Below are 16,308 nucleotides of genomic sequence, written 5' to 3'. Positions count from 1 at the left end.
CGGCAGGCGCGCGGCGAGCGGCGCATCGCCCAGCTGCTGGAGGCGGCCGCCTCCGTCTTCAGCACGAACGGCTACACCGCCGCCAGCGCCAACTCCATCGCCCGGGAGGCGGGCGTCTCCCCCGGGACGCTGTACCAGTTCTTCCCGAACAAGGAAGCGATCGCGATCGAACTGGGCAGCCGCCTGATGCACGAGATGCGGCAGACCTACGGCGAGGCCCTGGCCCCGGTCGACCCGGCCACCCCGCTGGAGCAGGTGGTCGCCGCGGCCGTGGACCGCTTCATCGACTTCAACTGCCGCCACCCGGTCTTCTTCGCCCTGATGCACGGCCCGGACGTCCCCGGCCGGATCGCCGAGGAGCACGACGCCCTGCACGCCACGCTGGTCGCCCGGGTCGAGTCGATGCTCCTCCCGTACCTCCCGGACATGCCCGCGGACGAGGTGAGCCGCACCGCGCGGATGAGCGTGGGCATCTACATGTCCGGCCTGGAACTGGTGCTCGCCCACGAGGGCGCCGAGCGGGAGGCCTACGTCCGGGAACTGAAGAACGTCCTGTACCGCTATCTCGCCCCGCTGGTCGGCGATTAGTACCCCTGGGGGGTATAGAGTGAAGGGAGACGCGGGGCCCCGCGGGCCCCGGCGACCCCACCCACCCCGAGGAGCAACGACATGAGCACGCAGGCCGACACCGACACCCAGGGTTCCGTCACCACCACCTACAAGGTGAGCGGCATGAGCTGCGGGCACTGCGAGGGCGCCGTCTCCGGCGAGATCTCCAAGATCGAGGGCGTCGGCTCGGTGCGGGCGACCGCCTCCACCGGCGAGGTCGTCGTCACCTCCGCCGCCCCGCTCGACGAGGAAGCGGTGCGCGCGGCGGTCGACGAGGCGGGCTTCGAGCTGACCGGTTCCGCCTGAAACGGATTCCATTGAGATCTCAAGTGGGGATACTCGGCAGTACCCCTGGAGTCCGGTACGACCTTTCACATAAGCTCTACACAAGGCTCGCGCCTCATCCTTACGCGTGAGCCGCGCCAGCACCAAACGGTCTCTTGCGTACCTAACGGACATAAGCAAGAGACGCAGATCACAGTGATGTGAACGTAACCATCGAAGGGGTTCGAAGGTCTAAGTTGGCGATGTCAGGCAGCGTCTTGGGGGGCGCTTCCTGACATCTGGGGATGTCTTGGGGGACGTCTCCAGGTAGTAGGGATACCTCCCTGCTCGCACCTAGTGGAGAGCTCGGAGAGCGTTGCCGGGGCACGTACACGGGGAGCTTTGAGCGGCCCTCCCGACCGTGCGTTGTCCCGGCAGACCGCACACCGCACGAGTGCGGCGGGTCCGCTCGCCGCACTCGCACAGCGATTCAGGCGCTGTCCTCACAGACGCCCGGCCGGATCCCGTGGGGGGAATCCGTACCGGGACATGGGAAGGCGCCCTGGTTCGTCGGCCCGTGGGGGGACTGGCGCCAGGGCGCCTTCTCCCATGCTCGCGAACGTGCCCGGTGCGCCGCGGACTCGTCCGGACGGATCTCTGGACTCGTCCGGACGGATCTCTCCGGTGCGGCGGACGGGTTCGGTGCGGCGGACGGGTTCGGTGCGGCGCCTGCCCGGTGCGAGCGGCAGCCCGCCGGGGTCCTCCGACGCAGGTCCTCCCGACGCGGGCATCCTGCGGGGTCTCTCTCCCCACGCATCCGTCCGCGGGCCGCCGCGCGCTCCGCTCCTCTCGCGAAGCCCTGCGCACCCTTCTCTGCCCCGGCGAGCACCAGCACCCTTCTCTGCCCCGGCGAGCAGCAGGCCACCACACCGCGAGGCCGGCAGGCGCCGGGCGCCGGGCGCCGGCGTCGCCGGGCTCACGACCCCCGGCGTGTCCGGTCACGTGACCGTCGCCGTGCGGAGGGGTACGGAGACGTGCGGCGTGGTGCGGAGCGGTGCAGAGCCGTGCAGAGTCGTGCGGAAACGACCGGGCCCCGTCCACGGCCGGCGTGGACGGGGCCCGGCACGAACGGTGCCGTACGAGCGCCGCGGCTCGTACGGCGGTCCGGCTGTGCGGCGCCGCTCTCGGTGCCGCCGGTCAGCGCTCCTCGACGGGCACGAAGTCCCGCTCGACGACGCCGGTGTAGATCTGGCGCGGACGGCCGATGCGGGAGCCCGGCTCCTTGATCATCTCGTGCCACTGGGCGATCCAGCCCGGCAGGCGGCCGAGGGCGAACAGGACCGTGAACATCTCGGTGGGGAAGCCCATGGCCCGGTAGATCAGGCCGGTGTAGAAGTCCACGTTCGGGTAGAGGCTGCGCGAGACGAAGTAGTCGTCGGAGAGCGCGTGCTCCTCGAGCTTCAGCGCGATGTCGAGCAGCTCGTCGGACTTGCCGAGAGCGGACAGCACGTCGTGCGCGGCGGCCTTGATGATCTTGGCTCGCGGGTCGAAGTTCTTGTAGACCCGGTGGCCGAAGCCCATCAGGCGGACGCCGTCCTCCTTGTTCTTCACCTTGCGGATGAAGGAGTCGACGTCGCCGCCGGAGTCGCGGATGCCCTCGAGCATCTCCAGCACCGACTGGTTGGCACCGCCGTGCAGCGGGCCCCAGAGGGCGGAGATGCCCGCGGAGATCGAGGCGAACATGTTCGCCTGCGAGGAGCCCACCAGGCGGACGGTGGAGGTCGAACAGTTCTGCTCGTGGTCCGCGTGCAGGATGAGCAGCTTGTCCAGGGCGGCCACGACGACCGGGTCGAGCTCGTACTCCTGGGCGGGGACCGAGAAGGTCATGCGCAGGAAGTTCTCGACGTAGTTCAGGTCGTTGCGCGGGAAGACGAACGGGTGACCGACCGACTTCTTGTACGCGTACGCGGCGATCGTCGGCAGCTTGGCGAGCAGCCGGATGGTGGAGAGGTTGCGCTGTTCCTCGTCGAAGGGGTTGTGGCTGTCCTGGTAGAACGTGGACAGCGCGGAGACCACCGACGACAGCATGGCCATCGGGTGGGCGTCGCGCGGGAAGCCCTTGTAGAAGTTCTTGACGTCCTCGTGCAGCAGGGTGTGCTGCGTGATGTTGTGCTGGAACGTGCCGAGCTGGTCGACGGTCGGCAGCTCACCATTGATCAGCAGGTAGGCGACCTCCAGGAAGGTGGAGCGCTCCGCCAGCTGTTCGATGGGGTAGCCGCGGTACCGGAGGATGCCGGCCTCGCCGTCCAGGTAGGTGATCCCGGATTTGTAGGCGGCGGTGTTGCCGTAGCCGCTGTCCAGTGTCACCAGACCCGACTGGGCGCGGAGCTTCCCGATGTCGAAGCCCTTGTCACCGACAGTGCTGTCGATCACCGGGTAGGTGTACTCGCTGCCGTCGTACCGCAGTACTACAGAGTTGTCGCTCACGTCTTCCCTCACCGACGTTGTGCCTCATCTTCGAGGTGCCCTGACTGTCTCTACCATCCCCCACTTGGCCCAGGAGAGTGCACTCGGGGTCGACCATCGGGCCTATTGACGGCACTCAGTGCCGCCAACTTGCCCATCCTGCCCCCTGAGTACCCCATCCGGAAGTGCTCTGTGACCTTCACGACTCATTTGATCGATCATTTTTCTCGCAGAGCCCGTTTCGGCGGCTTTGCCGCCGCCCAGGAGGACCCCGGCGGCCATCTCGACGGCGGGCCATCGAAGACCATCGGCGGGCCACTCCGGCCCCTCGGCCCCATCGGCCCCATCGGCCCCATCGGCGCCCGGCCTCAGAGGGCGGCCGGGCCGCGAGGGCCCGAGAGGCGGAAGTCGAGTGCCGTGCAGCGGCGGCCGGCGGAGACGGTGCGCACCGCCTGCCCGATCGCCTTCCGGGAGCCGACGAGGACGACCAGCCGCTTGGCCCGGGTGACGGCGGTGTAGAGCAGGTTGCGCTGGAGCATCATCCACGCGCCGGTGGTCACCGGGATCACGACCGCCGGGTACTCGCTGCCCTGGGAGCGGTGGATGGTCACCGCGTAGGCGTGGGCCAGCTCGTCCAGTTCGTCGAAGTCGTACGGCACCTCCTCGTCCTCGTCGGTCAGGACCGTCAGCCGCTGCTCGACCGGGTCGAGCGAGGTGACCACGCCGACGGTGCCGTTGAAGACGCCGTTGGCGCCCTTGTCGTAGTTGTTGCGGATCTGGGTCACCTTGTCGCCGACGCGGAAGACCCGGCCGCCGAACCGCTTCTCCGGGACATCGGGCCGGCCGGGGGTGACCACCTGCTGGAGCAGGCCGTTCAGGGTGCCCGCACCGGCCGGGCCCCGGTGCATGGGGGCCAGCACCTGAACGTCCCGGCGCGGGTCCAGGCCGAAGCGTGCCGGGATGCGGCGGGCCGCCACGTCCACGGTGAGACGGCCGGCCTCCTCGGTGTCGTCCTCGACGAACAGGAAGAAGTCCTTCAGGTTGTCGGTGAGCGGATGCTGCCCGGCGTTGATCCGGTGCGCGTTGGTGACCACGCCCGACTGCTGGGCCTGCCGGAAGATCCGGGTCAGCCGCACGGCCGGGACGGGACTGCCGTCCGCGAGCAGGTCCCGCAGCACCTCCCCCGCGCCGACGCTGGGCAGCTGGTCGACGTCCCCGACGAGAAGCAGGTGCGCCCCCGGCGGCACGGCCTTGACCAGCTTGTTCGCCAGCAGCAGGTCCAGCATGGACGCCTCGTCGACCACCACCAGGTCGGCGTCCAGGGGCCGGTCCCGGTCGTAGGCGGCGTCACCGCCCGGCTTGAGCTCCAGCAGGCGGTGCACGGTGGACGCCTCGGCACCGGTGAGCTCGGCCAGGCGCTTGGCGGCCCGGCCGGTGGGCGCGGCCAGGACGACCTTCGCCTTCTTGGCCCGGGCCAGCTCCACGATCGAGCGGACCGTGAAGGACTTGCCGCAGCCGGGGCCGCCGGTGAGGACGGCCACCTTCCGGGTCAGGGCCAGCTTCACGGCGGCCTCCTGCTCCGGGGCGAGGTCGGCGCCGGTCCGGCCGCGCAGCCAGCCGAGCGCCTTGTCCCAGTCCACGTCGCCGAAGCCCGGCAGGCGGTCCTCGTCGGTGCGCAGCAGGCGCAGCAGCTGGGCGGAGAGGGAGAGTTCGGCGCGGTGGAAGGGGACGAGGTAGATCGCGGTCACCGGTTCGCCGCCGTCCGGCCCGGGCACCTTCTCGCGCACGACACCGGGGTCCTCGCCGTCCTCCGGTTCGGCGGCCAGTTCGGCGAGGCACTCGATGACCAGGCCGGTGTCCACCTGGAGCAGCTTCACCGCGTCGGCGATGAGCTTCTCCTCCGGCAGGTAGCAGTGGCCCTGGTCGGCCGACTGCGACAGGGCGTACTGCAGGCCCGCCTTCACCCGTTCCGGGCTGTCGTGCGGGATGCCGACGGACTGGGCGATCTTGTCGGCGGTGAGGAAACCGATGCCCCAGACATCGGCGGCCAGCCGGTAGGGCTGGTTCTTCACCACGGAGATCGAGGCGTCCCCGTACTTCTTGTAGATGCGCACGGCGATCGACGTCGACACCTCGACCGTCTGGAGGAAGAGCATGACCTCCTTGATCGCCTTCTGCTCCTCCCAGGCGTCGGCGATCTTCCTGGTCCGCTTGGGACCGAGGCCCGGTACCTCGATCAGCCGCTTCGGCTCCTCCTCGATGATCCTCAGCGTGTCCAGCCCGAAGTGCTGCGTGATCCGGTCGGCGAACGCCGGCCCGATGCCCTTGACCAGCCCGGAGCCGAGGTAGCGCCGGATGCCCTGCACGGTGGCCGGGAGCAGCGTCGTGTAGTTCTCCACGTGGAACTGCTTGCCGTACTGGCGGTGCGACCCCCAACGGCCCTCCATCCGCAGGGACTCCCCCACCTGGGCACCGAGCAGCGCCCCGACGACGGTGAGCAGATCCCCGGCCCCGCGGCCGGTGTCGACGCGGGCGACCGTGTAGCCGTTCTCCTCGTTGGCGTAGGTGATGCGCTCCAGGACGCCTTCGAGCACGGCGAGGCGCGGCCCCCCGGACGCCGCTGCGGACTGGTTGGACATGATCCGACGGTACCGGTGGGGTGTGACAGGGGGCAGGGCCCCGAGCTCACGGGAGGCGCTCGGCATCCGCCGCGCCGCGGGGAGCGGGCAGCCGGTGAATGATCGGAGGCGGGGCGTTGTTACCCACTTTCGGGTGACGTCGCTGCGAGGGCCGGGGTGGCGTGGTGTGGCGCAATCGGGTTGGGGGCCAGCGCCCCCAAGGCCTCAATGTCCCCTTGGTCGTCAATCTGATGCATTTGCCCGGTAAATGGACATTACAGGCGACATTCACGGCGATGTGGCCAGACCGTAACGACCCTTCACGCCTCCTCCATCAGCCGCACGCGGGTGGGCAAGGTGTGCGTGGGCAGCCGACCGGCCGCCCTTCGCACCAGGCACAGCCCCCTTCGCCGGCACGCCGGACCGGGAGGCTGCGCCCGCACCGAGCAGGGGGATCCTGTGTCCAAGTCCACGTCAGTCAACGCTCGCCGCCTCACCGCCGCCGCGCTGAGCGTCGGTGCCCTGACGGCAGTTCTGACGGCGCCGGCCTCGGCGGCCGAGCACCGGCCGCACCGGCCGGCCGTGCAGATCACCGACGTGCAGTACAACGCCCCGGGTCCCGACACCCGTAACAACCGCTCCGTGAACGGTGAGTGGGTGCGGATCACCAACACCACCCGCCACGCGGTCAACCTGAGGGGATGGACGCTGCGCAACGAGGACGGCCAGCGCTACCGCTTCAACAACGTCCGCCTCGCCGGCCGCAGCTCGATCCACGTCCACACCGGCATCGGCCGTGACACCCGCACCCGGGTGTTCCAGGACCGCCGCAACCACATCTGGGACAACCGCTCCGACACGGCCACCCTGCGCAACGACCGCGGGCGCGTCGTCGACACCGAGTCGTGGGGGCGCGGCCGCTTCGACCGTGACGACCGCCGCGACGACCGTCGTGACCGTGACGACCGCCGCGACAACCGCGACAACCGCAACCGCCGCTGACCCAGGGTGCTGAGGCCGCCGGAGGTCCACTTCACCGGCAGCCTCGGCACTCCTGGAGACGACCGCGTGTGCCGGGCAGCCCTGCGCTGCCCGGCACACGCGCGTGCACGCGGCCCGAAGCGACCACCGGACCCGGTCGGCCCCCGCGACAGGGCATGCTTCGCATCACCCCGGGCGCTTCACCGTGTCTGCGCCGGCTCCTTCAGCGCGTCGAGGAAAACGGCACAGACGGAGGCGGTGAAGGAGAGAGTGGCCCGGGCGGGGGCCTTGGAGTCCCGGACGGATATGCGGGTGGGCGCGTTCGCGATCTCTACGCATTCGTTGCCGTCGCCCGGGCCGGAGTAGGACGACTTCCGCCAGTTCTCCATGAGGTCCTACGGCTCCTCTTTCGTCAGGCTGTGGACGTCACCACGTCCGGCGCACCGTCGCCTTGCCACCGGTCCCAGGCTTGCCGACTCACCGGGCCGGGTTCGTGCTGTCGCGGACGGGTGTGTGGGCGGGGCAAGTCGCGCTCAGGACACAGCCGCTGCCATCCCGTCCGCGCGGCAGGACGGCTCACGTCAGTCGTCAGGTGAAGGAGCGGTGTGCGTCATGATCCGCTCGTAGGCCTCTTCAGCTCCTCGACGAACACCGCGAAGGCAGGGACGGAGAAGGTGAGGGTGGCCCGGGCGGGGGCCTTGGAGTCGCGGACGGCTATGCGGGTGGGGACGTTCGCGATCTCGACGCAGTTGTTGCCGTCGCCGCCACCGGAGTAGGACGACCTGCGCCAGTTGTCAGGGGTGGACACGGAGCCTCACAGTTCCTTGGCCAGTCTCTGGATGAAGTCACGCGATCGGCTGGGGTCGAGTGACACATCCTTCACTCTACGGAAGACCGCGCGGAAAACGCCGAGTTGGGCCTCGGAATCGATGAAACCAGTGCCATGCGGTGCATCGCGAACCGCCGTGTCCAGCTTGGGCACCCTCCCCTGGTGTCCAACGCCGTGCGCCACACCAAGGGCCCGGCCGCACTGCGCGTGCACTGGTTGGTCGCCGCCGGGCACGTTGCGCATCGGGGCCTTGGACGCGGCCCCCCGGCCGCCGGAGCCGCCCCAGCCGCTCGCGCCGGCGGCCGGGCGGGAGGACGGGCGAGGGCTGGCGCTGGTGCGGACCTGTGCCGACGTGTGGGGGTGGCAGCCGCTGGCCAGAGACGGCAGCCGAGGCAAATACGTGTGGTGTGAGCTGGCTGCCGCGTGAGCGCCGGGATCCGCTCACGGAGGGAGCCGGTGGCGTGGCGCGCCCACTGTCCTGCCCGGGGTCCGGCAGAGTGCGACACGATCACCCCCGCCACCCCTCCGGGAGGAGCACCCGTGCCCGCGAGACTGCGTGTGACGACCGTGGACGCCTCCCCCTTCACCATGCCGAAGGGGGATCTCCTGTACGGGGCACAGGGCATGGTCACCGTGCCGTCCACCGTGGCCGTCATCGAGCACGCACGGCACGGGCTGATCCTCTTCGACACCGGCATCAACCACCACGTGGCGGACCCGGATGCCGCAGAGGCGTAGTGGGGTCCGGGGCTGCGGGAGGCGTACGGCGCTCAGGGGTTCACCCGGGAGCACGCCATCGACGCGCAGCTCCGGCGGCTCGGTCACCGCCCCGAGGACGTCCGGTACGTCATCTACTCCCACCTGCACCTCGACCACGCCGGCGGCATGAGCTACTTCCCCGGCGCCGTGCACATCGCCCAGCACGAGGAGTTGCGCCACGCCTGGTGGCCGGACCGCTGGACCGCCCGGGGCTACGCGTTCAACGACTACCGGTCCTGCCGCGACTACGAGTTCCTCGAACTCACCGGTGACACCGACCTGTTCCTGGACGGCAGCGTGACCGTGCTGCGGACCACCGGTCACACGCCCGGCCACCAGGGCATGGTCCTCGACCTGGACCACCACGGCCGGGTCGGCTTCCTGGGCGACGCCGCCCATCTGCGGGAGGGGCTGGAGAAGGACGTGCCGATGCTCAGCGACTGGAACGTCCAGCGGAAGCTGCTCACCTACGGACAACTCCGCGCGCTGCAGCGGGCCGGGGTGCCGGTCTTCCTGTCCCACGACCCCGACGACTTCGCCGCCCTGCCGAAGGACGGGGAGTTCTGGGACTGAGCGGACGGGGACCGGGGCGAGTGCACAGGCCAGGAGCCCAGAGGCCCGGCCGGGAGCGGCGACGAAAGTGGTTCGCGGGACCGGCCCGCCGGTCCGTAGGCTCGGCGCGCATGAAACAGCGGCAGCAGAAAAAGCACTTCCGGCGTCTCTTCGCGACGGTCCTCATGGAGGACGTGCACGGAGCGCGGGCCGCTCTGCGGGCCGGTGCCGACCCTCAGGGCAGGGACGGTGACGGCACCACCCCGCTCTACGTGGCCGCCGTGAACGGGGACGCCGCGACGGTCCGCCTGCTCCTGGCAGCCGGGGCACGCCCCGACACCGAGAGCCGCGGGGCCGGGTCCGAGGGCACGCCGCTGTGCGCCGCCGCGTGCTGGGGGCACACCGAGGCGGTCCGGGAGCTGCTGGCGCACGGCGCCGACCCGAACCTGCGCGAGGACCACGGCACGGGACGGACCCCGCTGGAGTGGGCCGACGCCGGGCCCCACCCGGAGACGGCCGGCGTGCTCGTCGCGGCGGGCGCGGTCCCGCGGGCGGTCGGGTAGGACGCCGCCCCGCCCGCAGCCTGCGCGCAAAGGCGAGGCGGGGACCGACCTGGGCCCGCCCCGTCGGTCACGATTCAGTTTCGGCCACCGGCCACCCCCTTGTCCTTCTCTGTGTAATCGATTCCAATCCCTCGTGTAATCGATTCCACGAGGAGGTGGAACGGCGATGGCGAGCATCAAGGACGTCGCTGCCGAGGCAGGCGTGTCCGTGGCCACGGTGTCGCGGGTGCTGAACGGGCACCCCTCGGTCAGCGCGGAGGCCCGGACGCGGGTGACGGCAGCCGTCGAGCGGCTCGGCTACCGGCCGAACGCCGTCGCCCGGTCGCTGCGCACCGACCAGACCCGCACCCTCGGCCTGGTCATCAGCGACGTGATGAACCCGTACTTCACCGAGCTGGCCCGCTCCGTCGAGGAGGAGGCCCGCGCGCTCGGTTACAGCGTGATCATCGGCAACGCCGACGAGCGGCCGGACCTCCAGGACCACCACGTCACCACGCTCCTCGACCGGCGCATCGACGGGCTGCTCGTCTCCCCCACCGACGGCGGGTCGCCCGGCATGCTCGGTGCCGCCCGCGCCGGGACGCCCATGGTGTTCGTCGACCGCTGGATCCCCGGCGTCGACGTGCCCGTCGTCCGGTCGGACGGACGCGACGCCGTCCGCGACCTCGTCGCCCACCTGTACGGGCTCGGGCACCGGCGGCTGGCGATCATCGCCGGGCCCGCGGCCACCACCACCGGCCGGGAGCGCGTGGACGCCTTCCGGGAGGCGCTGGGCGCGTACGGGCTCGACCTCCCCGACGCGCACATCGGCCAGGGCGACTTCCAGGCCGAGAGCGGACGCCGGGTCACCGAGGGCTTCCTCGCGCTGGCCGAACCGCCCGACGTGCTGTTCGCCGCCGACAACCTGATGGCGCTCGGCGCGCTGGACGCGATCCGGGAGCGCGGACTGCGGGTGCCCGACGACATCGCGCTGGCCGCGTTCGACGACATCCCCTGGTTCGTGCACACCGATCCGCCGGTCACCGCCATCGCCCAGCCGACCCGCGAGCTGGGTCGCGCGGCCGTGCGGGCGCTGGTCGACCGGATCGAGGGGCGGCCCGGTGAGTCGGTCACCCTTCCCGCCCGGCTGGTCGTGCGCCGCTCGTGCGGCGAGCCTGCGCCGGCGACGGGCCAGCAGCCACCGACCCCGTCTCCGGCGCCGTCCGCGACCCCGCCCCCGGCACCGTCACGGTCGCCGTCGCCGTCGCCGTCGCCGTCGCCGGCCGAGTCCTCCCCCCAGTCCCCCTCCCCCGTACGAAGGAGTACGCCGTGAGCAGCCGCAGTCCGGACGAGTTGCTGCGCATCGAGGGCATCCGCAAGACCTTCCCCGGCGTGGTCGCGCTCGACAGCGTCGACTTCGACCTGCGCCGGGGCGAGGTGCACGTGCTCCTCGGTGAGAACGGTGCCGGCAAGAGCACGCTGATCAAAATGCTCTCCGGTGCCTACACGCCCGACGCCGGGCGGATCGTGGTCGACGGCGAGGAGGTGCGCATCCAAGGCGCGCAGGACTCCGAGCGGCTCGGGATCGCCACCATCTACCAGGAGTTCAACCTGGTGCCCGACCTGACCGTCGCCGAGAACATCTTCCTCGGCCGCCAGCCGCGCCGCTTCGGGATGATCGACCGGAAGACGATGGAGGCCGACGCCGAGGTGCTGCTGAAGCGGGTCGGCGTCGACGTGTCGCCCCGGGCGCGGGTGCGTGAACTCGGCATCGCCCGGCTCCAGATGGTCGAGATCGCCAAGGCGCTCAGCCTGGACGCGCGGGTGCTCATCATGGACGAGCCGACCGCCGTGCTGACCTCCGAGGAGGTCGACAGGCTGTTCGCGATCGTGCGGCGGCTGCGCGAGGACGGCGTCGGCATCGTCTTCATCACCCACCACCTGGAGGAGATCGCCGCCCTGGGCGACCGGGTCACCGTCATCCGGGACGGCCGCAGCGTCGGACAGGTGTCCGCCACGGCCGGCGAGGAGGAACTGGTCCGGCTCATGGTCGGGCGGTCCATCGAGCAGCAGTACCCGCGCGAGCGCACCGACGCCGGCGACGCCCTGCTCAAGGTCGAAGGGCTCACCCGGGACGGTGTGTTCCACGACGTGAGCTTCGAGGTGCGGGCCGGTGAGGTCGTCGGCATCGCAGGGCTGGTCGGCGCCGGGCGCACGGAGGTGGCCCGGGCGGTGTTCGGGGCGGACCCGTACGACACCGGGACGGTGCGCGTCGGCGGCGCGCCGCTGCGCGGACACGACGTGAACGCCGCGATGGCGGCCGGGGTCGGGCTGGTGCCCGAGGACCGCAAGGGGCAGGGCCTGGTGCTCGACGCGTCCGTCGAGGAGAACCTCGGTCTGGTCACCCTGCGGTCCACCTCCCGCGCCGGACTCGTCGACCTCAAGGGGCAGCACGAGGCGGCCGACCGCATCGCGCGGCAGCTCGGCGTGCGGATGGCGGGCCTCGGGCAGCACGTGCGGACGCTGTCCGGCGGCAACCAGCAGAAGGTCGTCATCGGCAAGTGGCTGCTGGCGAACACCAAGGTGCTGATCCTCGACGAGCCGACGCGCGGCATCGACGTCGGCGCGAAGGTCGAGATCTACCAGCTCATCAACGAACTGACGGCCGCCGGCGCCGCGGTGCTCATGATCTCCAGCGACCTTCCCGAGGTGCTGGGGATGAGCGACCGGGTCGTCGTCATGGCCCAGGGCCGCGTCGCCGGTGAACTGACCGCCGAGGACGCCACGCAGGACGCCGTGATGGCCCTGGCCGTCAGCACGTCCCCCGACACCGCCGGCACCCCCGGCGCGGCCGGTGCACCCGGCACGCCGGGCACGCCCGATGAGGCCGGCCCGCCCGGTGCTTCCGGCACCGCCGGCCCGCACGACAGCCCCCACAGCAACGGAACGGAGGCCACCGGTGGCCACTGACACGCTCAAGAGCAAGCCGGGCGCGCAGGGTGGCGCCCCGGGCGGCCTGCGCCGCCTGCTCCTCGACAACGGCGCGCTCACCGCGCTCATCGTCCTGGTCATCGCCATGTCGGCGCTGTCCGGCGACTTCCTGACCGCCGACAACCTGCTCAACATCGGCGTCCAGGCCGCGGTCGTCGCGATCCTCGCCTTCGGCGTCACCTTCGTCATCGTCTCCGCGGGCATCGACCTGTCGGTCGGCTCGGTCGCCGCCCTGTCGGCCACCGTGCTCGCCTGGAGCGCCACGTCCGCAGGCGTCCCGGTGGTGCTCGCGGTGCTGCTGGCCATCGCCACCGGCATCGCCTGCGGCCTGGTCAACGGCATCCTCGTGTCGTACGGGAAACTCCCGTCGTTCATCGCCACGCTGGCCATGCTGTCGGTGGCCCGCGGCCTGTCCCTGGTGATCTCCCAGGGCTCCCCGATCGCCTTCCCCGACTCCGTGTCGCACCTCGGCGACACCCTCGGCGGCTGGCTGCCCGTCCCGGTGCTCGTCATGGTCGGCATGGGCCTGATCACCGCGTTCATCCTCGGCCGCACCTACATCGGCCGCTCCATGTACGCGATCGGCGGCAACGAGGAGGCGGCCCGCCTGTCCGGGCTGCGGGTGAAGAAGCAGAAGCTGGCCATCTACGCGCTGTCCGGCCTGTTCGCCGCCGCCGCGGGCATCGTGCTCGCCTCCCGGCTGGCCTCCGCGCAGCCGCAGGCCGCGCAGGGCTACGAACTGGACGCGATCGCCGCGGTCGTCATCGGCGGCGCCTCGCTGGCCGGCGGCACGGGCAAGGCGTCCGGCACGCTGATCGGCGCGCTGATCCTGGCGGTGCTGCGCAACGGCCTCAACCTGCTGTCGGTGTCGGCGTTCTGGCAGCAGGTCGTGATCGGTGTCGTGATCGCACTGGCCGTGCTGCTGGACACGGTCCGGCGCAAGGCCGGGGCCACCCCGGTGACCGGGGCGTCCGGCGGCGGCAACCGGAAGAAGCAGGCGGCGACCTACCTCCTCGCCGCGGTCGTGGCGGCGGCGATCGTCGGCGCGATGTCCTTCCTGCACAACGGCTCCTCGGCGGCGAAGTCCGAGAAGGTCGGGCTGTCCCTGTCGACACTCAACAACCCGTTCTTCGTGCAGATCCAGGCCGGCGCGAAGGAGGAGGCGAAGAAGCAGGGCGTCGACCTGACCGTCACCGACGCCCAGAACGACGCCTCCCAGCAGGCCAACCAGCTGCAGAACTTCACCAGCGGCAGCCTCGGCGCGATCATCGTCAACCCGGTGGACTCCGACGCGGCCGGCCCGGCCGTGCGCTCCGCCAACCAGGCCGACATCCCCGTGATCGCCGTGGACCGGGGCGTCAACAAGGCCGAGACGGACGCACTGGTCGCCTCCGACAACGTGGCCGGCGGCCGCCAGGGCGCCAAGGCGCTCGCCGAGAAGCTGGGCGGCGAGGGCACCATCGTGATCCTCCAGGGCCAGGCCGGCACGTCCGCCAGCCGCGAGCGCGGCGCGGGCTTCGCCGAGGGCCTGAAGGACTACCCGGGCATCAAGGTCGTCGCCAAGCAGCCGGCCGACTTCGACCGCACCAAGGGCCTGGACGTGATGACCAACCTGCTCCAGGCGCACCCCGACATCGACGGCGTGTTCGCCGAGAACGACGAGATGGCGCTGGGCGCCATCAAGGCGCTCGGCTCGAAGGCCGGCACGTCCGTCCAGGTCGTCGGCTTCGACGGCACGCCGGACGGACTCAAGGCCGTCGAGGCGGGCACGCTGTACGCGTCCGTCGCGCAGCAGCCGAAGGAACTCGGCAGGATCGCGGTGACCAACGCGCTGCGCGCGGCCGACGGCAAGAAGCTCGACGACACGGTGAAGGTCCCGGTGAAGGTGGTCACGAAGGAGAACGTGGCCGACTTCGGCGGCTGACCACCGCCGGCCGGACCGGACCTGACCTGCACGAGCCGGACCGGACAGCGAACGAGCGACCGGACCGGACCTGACCTGCACGAGCCGGACCGGACAGGACCGAACAAGACCGACAGGATCTGCCGGGCCCGGCCCGAACGGGACGGGAGCCGGCAGGACCGGGGCGGGCGGCCACGACGGCCGTCCGCCCCGCACACGCACGTGGGGAGCACGACATGAACGACGACTACGACCTCCTGGTCGTGGGGTCGGCCAACGCCGACCTGGTGATCGGCGTCGAGCGCCGTCCGGCCGCCGGGGAGACGGTGCTCGGCTCCGACCTCGCCGTCCACCCGGGCGGCAAGGGCGCCAACCAGGCGGTCGCGGCCGCCCGGCTCGGGGCTCACACGGCCCTGCTGGCCCGGGTCGGTGACGACGCGCACGGGCGGCTGCTGGTGGACTCCCAGCGGTCCGCCGGCGTCGACACGGGGGGCGTGCTGGTCGGCGGGGCACCGACCGGGGTCGCCCTGATCACCGTGGACCCGTCCGGCGACAACAGCATCGTCGTCTCGCCGGGCGCCAACGGCCGGCTCACGCCGGAGGACGTACGGGCTGCCCGCAGCCTGTTCCGGAGCGCCCGGGTCGTGTCCACGCAGCTCGAGATCCCGCTGGAGACGGTGGCGGAGGTGGTGCGCTCCCTCGCACCCGGCAGCCGGTTCGTGCTCAACCCGTCGCCGCCCCAGCCGCTGCCCGCGGAGGTGCTGGCGGCCTGTGACCCGCTCATCGTCAACGAGCACGAGGCGAAGGTCATCCTGGACGGCACCAGCGGTGCGGGCGGCCTCGGCGACGAACCGGAGGACTGGGCACGGGAGTTGCTGGCCGCAGGCCCGCGCTCGGTGGTGGTGACCCTGGGCGGCGAGGGCGCGCTGGTGGCCTCCGCGGAGGGCACCGTCCGGGTGCCGTCGGTCGAGGTGCGTGCCGTCGACACCACCGGCGCGGGCGACGCGTTCACCGCCGCGCTGGCCTGGCGGCTCGGCACGGGCGAATCCCTCGCCGAGGCGGCGGCGTACGCGGCTCGCGTCGGCGCGGTGACGGTCACCCGGCAGGGGGCGCAGGTGTCCTTCCCGACCGCGGCGGAGGTCGCGGCCCTGTGAAGAGGCACGGAATCCTCAACCGGCACCTCTCCGGCGCCCTGGCCGAACTCGGGCACGGCGACGGGGTGCTGGTGTGCGACGTCGGCATGCCGATCCCCGACGGGCCGCGCGTCGTCGACCTCGCCTTCCGGGCCGGGGTGCCGTCGTTCGCGGAGGTCCTGGACGGGCTGCTGGCGGAGTTGGTCGTCGAGGGCGCGACGGCCGCCACCGAGGTCCACGAGGCCAACCCGGCCGCCGCCAAGCTGCTCACCGGCCACTTCCCCGGACTGCACCTGGTCCCGCACGAGCAGCTGAAGGTCCTGACGTCGGGCGCGCGTCTCGTCGTCCGCACGGGCGAAGCCCGGCCGTACGCGAACGTACTGCTGCGGTGCGGGGTGTTCTTCTGAGCCGACCGCGTGGGAGCAACCGCGGACGCACTTCGAAGGGGCCCGGTCCGTCGACCGGGCCCCTTCGGTTCCCTCCCCCGTCAGAACCTCTCGATCCCCCCCCCCCCCCCCGGGTCCCCTCCCAGAAGTCCTGACACCCACTACGACCCGTCGGACAGTAAGAGGGTTGTACGGGACGGGGGATTTTTCCGGGACCGTATCGAGGTGCACCGACCGCACACCGATCGGGTGATTCAATATGATCACCTGTCGGG

Annotated in this window: 15 protein-coding genes and 2 pseudogenes; 12 read left to right on the top strand and 5 right to left on the bottom strand. The window is 71.4% G+C overall.

Translation table 11 applies throughout. The features are described 5' to 3' along the window. Positions 1-24 precede the first annotated feature (24 nt). Positions 25-588 (top strand): TetR family transcriptional regulator, encoded by a 564-nt coding sequence (locus tag ACSU53_RS20215; RefSeq protein WP_437033298.1) that lies wholly within the window; start codon positions 25-27, stop codon positions 586-588. Between the two features lie 81 nt (positions 589-669). Further along, positions 670-915, top strand: a complete 246-nt coding sequence (locus tag ACSU53_RS20210; RefSeq protein ID WP_437029692.1) for a heavy-metal-associated domain-containing protein — start codon at positions 670-672, stop codon at positions 913-915. Between the two features lie 1,155 nt (positions 916-2,070). Here the strand turns inward: ACSU53_RS20210 and ACSU53_RS20205 are convergent. After that, positions 2,071-3,360 carry a citrate synthase gene (locus ACSU53_RS20205; protein WP_437029690.1) on the bottom strand — a complete coding sequence of 430 codons (1,290 nt, stop codon included), beginning with the start codon at positions 3,358-3,360 and terminating at the stop codon, positions 2,071-2,073. Positions 3,361-3,707: 347 nt separating this feature from the next. Next, positions 3,708-5,978 carry an SF1B family DNA helicase RecD2 gene (gene recD2, locus ACSU53_RS20200; RefSeq protein ID WP_437029688.1) on the bottom strand — a complete coding sequence of 757 codons (2,271 nt, stop codon included), beginning with the start codon at positions 5,976-5,978 and terminating at the stop codon, positions 3,708-3,710. Positions 5,979-6,416: 438 nt separating this feature from the next. Between recD2 and ACSU53_RS20195 the strand changes: the two genes are divergently transcribed. Next, entirely contained in the window at positions 6,417-6,959 is a 543-nt protein-coding gene (locus ACSU53_RS20195) for a lamin tail domain-containing protein (protein WP_437029686.1), read from the top strand. 179 nt (positions 6,960-7,138) lie between these two features. Here the strand turns inward: ACSU53_RS20195 and ACSU53_RS20190 are convergent, their stop codons facing one another. From ACSU53_RS20190 to ACSU53_RS20180, 3 genes and pseudogenes are all read right to left on the bottom strand, one after another. Next, a complete protein-coding gene (locus ACSU53_RS20190; protein WP_437029684.1) occupies positions 7,139-7,327 on the bottom strand; it encodes a DUF397 domain-containing protein in 189 nt (62 codons plus the stop codon). 221 nt (positions 7,328-7,548) lie between these two features. Then, complete coding sequence (locus ACSU53_RS20185; protein ID WP_437029683.1) at positions 7,549-7,746, bottom strand: DUF397 domain-containing protein; 198 nt, start codon at positions 7,744-7,746, stop codon at positions 7,549-7,551. A gap of 6 nt (positions 7,747-7,752) precedes the next feature. Beyond that, positions 7,753-7,926 (bottom strand): annotated as a pseudogene (locus ACSU53_RS20180) (Scr1 family TA system antitoxin-like transcriptional regulator); the annotation flags it as partial. Here ACSU53_RS20180 and ACSU53_RS20175 point away from each other — a divergent pair. The 9 genes and pseudogenes from ACSU53_RS20175 to rbsD form a co-directional block, all read left to right on the top strand. Further along, positions 7,927-8,194 (top strand): annotated as a pseudogene (locus ACSU53_RS20175) (ATP-binding protein); the annotation flags it as partial. Positions 8,195-8,307: 113 nt separating this feature from the next. After that, positions 8,308-8,505 (top strand): hypothetical protein, encoded by a 198-nt coding sequence (locus tag ACSU53_RS20170; RefSeq protein ID WP_437029681.1) that lies wholly within the window; start codon positions 8,308-8,310, stop codon positions 8,503-8,505. Between the two features lie 12 nt (positions 8,506-8,517). Then, the gene (locus tag ACSU53_RS20165) at positions 8,518-9,099 is read left to right on the top strand and encodes an N-acyl homoserine lactonase family protein (RefSeq protein ID WP_437033296.1); all 582 of its coding nucleotides are present in this window, start codon (positions 8,518-8,520) and stop codon (positions 9,097-9,099) included. 110 nt (positions 9,100-9,209) lie between these two features. Continuing rightward, entirely contained in the window at positions 9,210-9,641 is a 432-nt protein-coding gene (locus ACSU53_RS20160; protein WP_437029679.1) for an ankyrin repeat domain-containing protein, read from the top strand. A 166-nt stretch (positions 9,642-9,807) separates the two neighbouring features. Further along, on the top strand, positions 9,808-10,953 hold the full coding sequence (locus ACSU53_RS20155; RefSeq protein WP_437029677.1) for a LacI family DNA-binding transcriptional regulator: 1,146 nt from the start codon (positions 9,808-9,810) through the stop codon (positions 10,951-10,953). Further along, positions 10,950-12,590 carry an ATP-binding cassette domain-containing protein gene (locus ACSU53_RS20150; protein ID WP_437029675.1) on the top strand — a complete coding sequence of 547 codons (1,641 nt, stop codon included), beginning with the start codon at positions 10,950-10,952 and terminating at the stop codon, positions 12,588-12,590. The genes ACSU53_RS20155 and ACSU53_RS20150 overlap by 4 nt, the downstream gene beginning before the upstream one ends. After that, positions 12,580-14,535 (top strand): ABC transporter permease/substrate-binding protein, encoded by a 1,956-nt coding sequence (locus ACSU53_RS20145; protein WP_437029673.1) that lies wholly within the window; start codon positions 12,580-12,582, stop codon positions 14,533-14,535. Before ACSU53_RS20150 ends, ACSU53_RS20145 begins: the two co-directional genes overlap by 11 nt. A gap of 215 nt (positions 14,536-14,750) precedes the next feature. Continuing rightward, positions 14,751-15,668, top strand: coding sequence for a ribokinase (locus ACSU53_RS20140; protein ID WP_437029671.1), 918 nt, complete (start codon positions 14,751-14,753; stop codon positions 15,666-15,668). Continuing rightward, entirely contained in the window at positions 15,665-16,054 is a 390-nt protein-coding gene (gene rbsD / locus ACSU53_RS20135; protein WP_437029669.1) for a D-ribose pyranase, read from the top strand. Before ACSU53_RS20140 ends, rbsD begins: the two co-directional genes overlap by 4 nt. Positions 16,055-16,308: the final 254 nt, after the last annotated feature.

Origin of the sequence: Streptomyces sp. enrichment culture, assembly GCF_964273255.1 — a bacterium.
Classification (GTDB): domain Bacteria; phylum Actinomycetota; class Actinomycetes; order Streptomycetales; family Streptomycetaceae; genus Streptomyces.
The sequence above is the reverse complement of the archived record's forward strand: the minus strand, read 5'-3'. Positions and strand labels throughout refer to the sequence as shown.

Bases quoted from the DNA above. Each gene is read 5' to 3' on its own strand.
- ACSU53_RS20210 (WP_437029692.1), top strand. From the start codon at position 670: ATGAGCACGCAGGCCGACACCGACACCCAGGGTTCCGTCACCACCACC.
- recD2 (WP_437029688.1), bottom strand. From the start codon at position 5,978: ATGTCCAACCAGTCCGCAGCGGCGTCCGGGGGGCCGCGCCTCGCCGTG.
- ACSU53_RS20190 (WP_437029684.1), bottom strand. From the start codon at position 7,327: ATGGAGAACTGGCGGAAGTCGTCCTACTCCGGCCCGGGCGACGGCAAC.
- ACSU53_RS20160 (WP_437029679.1), top strand. From the start codon at position 9,210: ATGAAACAGCGGCAGCAGAAAAAGCACTTCCGGCGTCTCTTCGCGACG.
- ACSU53_RS20155 (WP_437029677.1), top strand. From the start codon at position 9,808: ATGGCGAGCATCAAGGACGTCGCTGCCGAGGCAGGCGTGTCCGTGGCC.
- ACSU53_RS20140 (WP_437029671.1), top strand. From the start codon at position 14,751: ATGAACGACGACTACGACCTCCTGGTCGTGGGGTCGGCCAACGCCGAC.